4 protein-coding genes are annotated in these 4018 nt (G+C 64.6%); 1 reads left to right on the forward strand and 3 read right to left on the reverse strand.

Annotated elements, in window-relative coordinates:
- Window positions 1-303: DUF4013 domain-containing protein (locus MUO23_08085; GenBank protein MCJ7512914.1), on the forward strand; the 303-nt coding region annotated here is incomplete at its 5' end.
- A 254-nt stretch (window positions 304-557) separates the two neighbouring features.
- Here the strand turns inward: MUO23_08085 and MUO23_08090 are convergent.
- The 3 genes from MUO23_08090 to MUO23_08100 all read right to left on the reverse strand — a co-directional run bounded on the left by MUO23_08090 (window position 558) and on the right by MUO23_08100 (window position 3944).
- Entirely contained in the window at window positions 558-1949 is a 1392-nt protein-coding gene (locus MUO23_08090) for a hypothetical protein (GenBank protein ID MCJ7512915.1), read from the reverse strand.
- A gap of 13 nt (window positions 1950-1962) precedes the next feature.
- Window positions 1963-2688 carry a TrkA family potassium uptake protein gene (locus tag MUO23_08095; protein MCJ7512916.1) on the reverse strand — a complete coding sequence of 242 codons (726 nt, stop codon included), beginning with the start codon at window positions 2686-2688 and terminating at the stop codon, window positions 1963-1965.
- 500 nt (window positions 2689-3188) lie between these two features.
- The gene (locus MUO23_08100) at window positions 3189-3944 is read right to left on the reverse strand and encodes a hypothetical protein (GenBank protein MCJ7512917.1); all 756 of its coding nucleotides are present in this window, start codon (window positions 3942-3944) and stop codon (window positions 3189-3191) included.
- Window positions 3945-4018 lie beyond the last annotated feature (74 nt).

The following is a 4018-nucleotide window of genomic DNA, read 5'->3' on the forward strand; positions in this document are numbered from 1 at the left end:
AACTATGCCCGACGGCGGACCTTCGCAGCCGCGTTCTACTTGCGTGAGATCTTTCACCTGGTGGGTGAGAACCTGGGCGGCTACGTGCTGGCCTGGCTGGCGTATTTTGTCTTCGCCTTGGTGGCTGCGGCAGTGCTGGGTCTTGTCAGCACGATTCTGGGCTGGATCCCTTGCGTCGGCTGGCTGCTGTCGCTGGCGGCGACGGCGCTGGTCACCCCGCTGGTCCTGGTGGTCTACGCCCATCTGTTTGGGCAGGTTGGTGGGGAGACCTCGGTCGTCGTAGAGGTTCCGCCCGCGACTTAGGGACCTGCTGGAACTAGAATGACTGCGACAGCCGCCCGAGAGGGCGGCTGTCCTTTGTGGGCGGTCGGCCTCGGGATGACATGCAGAGAGTCCTGTCATCCCGAGCGCCGCGAGGGATCTGCTTTGCCCTTGCCATGTCGCCTCTGCGGCCAGCCCGACAAGCAGATTCCTCGGCCAAAGACTGGCCTCGGGATGACATCCGGTGGGGGTTGTCGGCCGTGGCCCGGGGCGCAAGCGAGCAGGCGATCGGCGCCTCACCCCACCAACAGCTCGGCCTCCGGATACTCCACCAGGCTTTGGCGGCCCTTGTGCTGCGTCAGGGCAACCACGACGGTCATCGCCCCCAGGCGTCCCCAGATCATCATCGCCATGATCACCCATCGGCCGAAGGGGTTCAGGTCGGCCGTGATCCCCAGAGAAAGGCCGACGGTGGAGAAGGCGGATATGACCTCGAACACGACCTCTTGCAGGCCAAACGGGTTCGTCAGCAGGATGAGGAAGGAGGCACCGGCGATGGCCAGCGTGGCGACCGTGATGATCGTGGTCGCCCGCAGCACGGTCTCCGGGGAAACCGATCGCCGGGCTAGCCGGGCTCGGGTGTTCCCGCGGACGAAGTTGCCCACCGCCATCAGGACGACGGTGAAGCTGCCGGTTGTGATCCCGCCGCCCATCGACGCTGGACCGCTGCCGATGAACATCAGGGCCATCAGGACCAGAATGCTGGCAGGCTTCAGCGGGGCAAACGTGGATAGGCCGGGAAAGCCCGCGGTCCGGGCGACGACCGACTGAAACCAGGCCACAACCACGCGGGATCCCCATGGCACGCCGGCCAGCGCGCCGCCCAGCCAGTACTCGGTCACCAGAAGAGCGCCCATCCCGGCGAAGACCAGCACCAGGCTGATGACCACCGTCACCCGGGTTTGGGTCGAAAATCGAGAGCCGATCTTGCGGCGCTTGAGAATGTCCAGGTAGACCGGGATCCCCAGACCGCCCAGGATGACGATCACGCCCAGCACGAGCACGGTCAGATGGTCGATCGGCGGGCCGGGGACATAGCCGGGCAGACCGGTGAAGAGATCGAAGCCTGCATTACAGAACGCCGCAACGGAATGGAAGATGGCGAAGAACAGGGTCCGCCCATCGGGGACTTTGTCGATCAGGCTCCAATAGACAAACAGGATCGCTGCGCCTAGACCCTCGACGATGATCATCAAGCCGAGGGTGCGCTTCAGAATCTCGAAGATGGAGTAGGTCTTGCCGATTCCAAGCTCGCTGGCCAGAGCCATTCGCTCGGCCAGGGCGACGTGCCGTCCCAGCAGCCGCAGGCCAAGCACCACCAAGACAACATACCCCAGGCCCCCGATCTGGATCAAGCCCAGCAGGACGAACTGCCCGAGGGGGGTGAAGGCCGTGCTTGTGGTCACGACGGTCAGGCCAGTGACTGTGACGGCTGAGGTGGCCGTGAACAGCCGATCGCCCAGTGGAAGGGGGCTGGTTGTCATGCCGGGTAAGCTGAGAAGGAGCGTGCCGAACAGGGCCAACCCAACCATGCCCAAGAGCAGGCGCCAGGCGACAGGGAGGCGGCCGTGAACGACCATGCCGCCGGAGCGAATGAGACGGGACGTGCGCGAGGCCGGATCCGACATGCCGGGCTCTGAGCTAAGCCAGCTTGCGCAGGGCCTGGATGCTGCTGGCGTCGCCGGCCACCAGGATCCGGTCATGAGGCTCGAAGGCCAGGTCGCCGGGATGGAGATAACTCTTCTCCCCGCGCTGCAACAGCAGCACGTGAACACCCTTCTCACGACAGCTTTCCATTGTCATCCCGACCATCGGGCCCGGCACGGGCAGCAATGCAACCTGGGTGCTGCCCTCGATGTTCCACGTCTCGCCGATTCCGGGGTCGGCAAGCTCGTCGGCCAAGCGGGTTCCGCTTTCTTCGATCGGGTTGAGCACGCGGTGGGCTCCGATGGCCAGCAGGATCTCTTCCTGGCGCTTTGAGTTGGCCAGGCAAATGATCCGCCGGATACCGATGCGGGCCAGCGAGATCGTGGCCAGGGCAGCGGCTTCAAAATGATCCCCGCCAAGGGCGACCACGACGGTGTCAAACGACTCGATGTCGGCCTCACGCAAACCGTCCTCGAGAGAGGCGTCGAAGACCAGGGAGGCGCTAAGAGAGTCGGCAATCCGGGTCGCCTTCTTGGGATCGATGTCGATTCCCATGACCGTCATGCCGAGCGCGCTCAGGCGCAACGCCAGTGTCCGACCGAACCTGCCGAGCCCGATCACGGCGTACTCTTGGCCTACGGCTTGGGCCTTCCCAGGCTGGCGGGGACGGTCTGCCTTGGGCCGATGAACGAGCCTTTTCAATGCGTCGCGTATTCCCATGGCTGCGAGCCTCCACGCCGACATTCTACACGGGTCGCGGGGAAAGAACCTGACTGCGATAGGGCCAGTCCATCCGCCTCCGCTTCCTTCTCCACGGGTGGGCCGACCTCAGGCCGGAAGGCGGGTGCTCAAGCCCAAGGACGATCGATGGAAACGATTAGACGCCTACAGGCGATCGGACACCGCGCTGGGAAGGTGGGAAAGCCGCTGAGAGCGGGCTGGATTCGCCATCTGGCCGGGCCTATCGGGGGCTGCAGGAGGGCCTCGAGTCACAGCGGGGCGTGCCGGCGATTGGGGGGCTGGGCGATGTCCTGCCTGCACCTGCTCTGCCGACCTGTCACCGCCCTCGGCGGGGGGTCTACGTACGCCGGTCCGTGCGATGCTCGAGAACATCGGGGGAGGCGATGTCGCCTCCCCCGATGTTTGTTGCTGGAAAATGTCGGAAGGTGCTCCACGCATTGGAGAGCAACTCCTGCAGCCTCGAGGGCTGCTCGATCGGCCTACTTCGCCTGTTCGGCGGCGCGCTGGCTGGCCTGCAGCCTGGCCTGCTCTTCGATGTAGCCGGCTGCAACGAGGGTGTCGATCGCCTCGTCCACCGCCTCTTCTTCGATCATCTGGGCCACAACCAAGGTGCGCAAGACGTCGGCGGCGATGGCGGTCTTCATCCGATCGGCTGCTTCCATGGTTGCCAGGATGTCCAGCACGGCGACGCCCTTGATGGCTTCGGCGAGTTCAATGGACTGCTCGGCTTCGGTAACCGCCTGGATTTCGCGGCCCACCAGCTGCAAGGCCTCAGCGGTTAGATACCCCTGTGTGAGCGGCACGCCACCTGCCTTGCGCAGAGCATCGCGGAAGGGCCCAGCCCAGGTGTGCTCGAGGATCAGCACGGCGATGGCCTTCCCGACCGGCAGCGCCTCGAGCGCCCGGGTGAAATCGGCAATGCTCAGGCCGACAGACTGCAGGGAAGCGTCCAGCAGATCGGCCTTGGCGACGGCTTGAGCGCCGGTCGGGCTGGTGGCGCCCTTGCCGATCAATCCGCGGACCACACTCCCGAGTTCGGCTTTCTCCGAAGGAGTGAGTCCCTCCATCTCGAGGGCGCGGATTTGGCCGTCCGCCTCTTTCTTGGCAAACATAATGTCAATGATGCGGACGATGCCGCGCGTCCGCAGGCGAAACAATTCCTGTAGGGCCTCGCCCTTGAGCTTGTCGGTGGAGTCGAATCCGAACACGAAGACCTGGATCGGGCCAATGCTCATTGCTGCCTCCCTAGAATGTGTGCGCCTCCGGCTGAGGCCAACCTGAGGAGATCAAGGCAGCCTCCTCTTATGGA

Source organism: Anaerolineales bacterium (genome assembly GCA_022866145.1).
Classification (GTDB): Bacteria; Chloroflexota; Anaerolineae; order Anaerolineales; family E44-bin32; genus PFL42.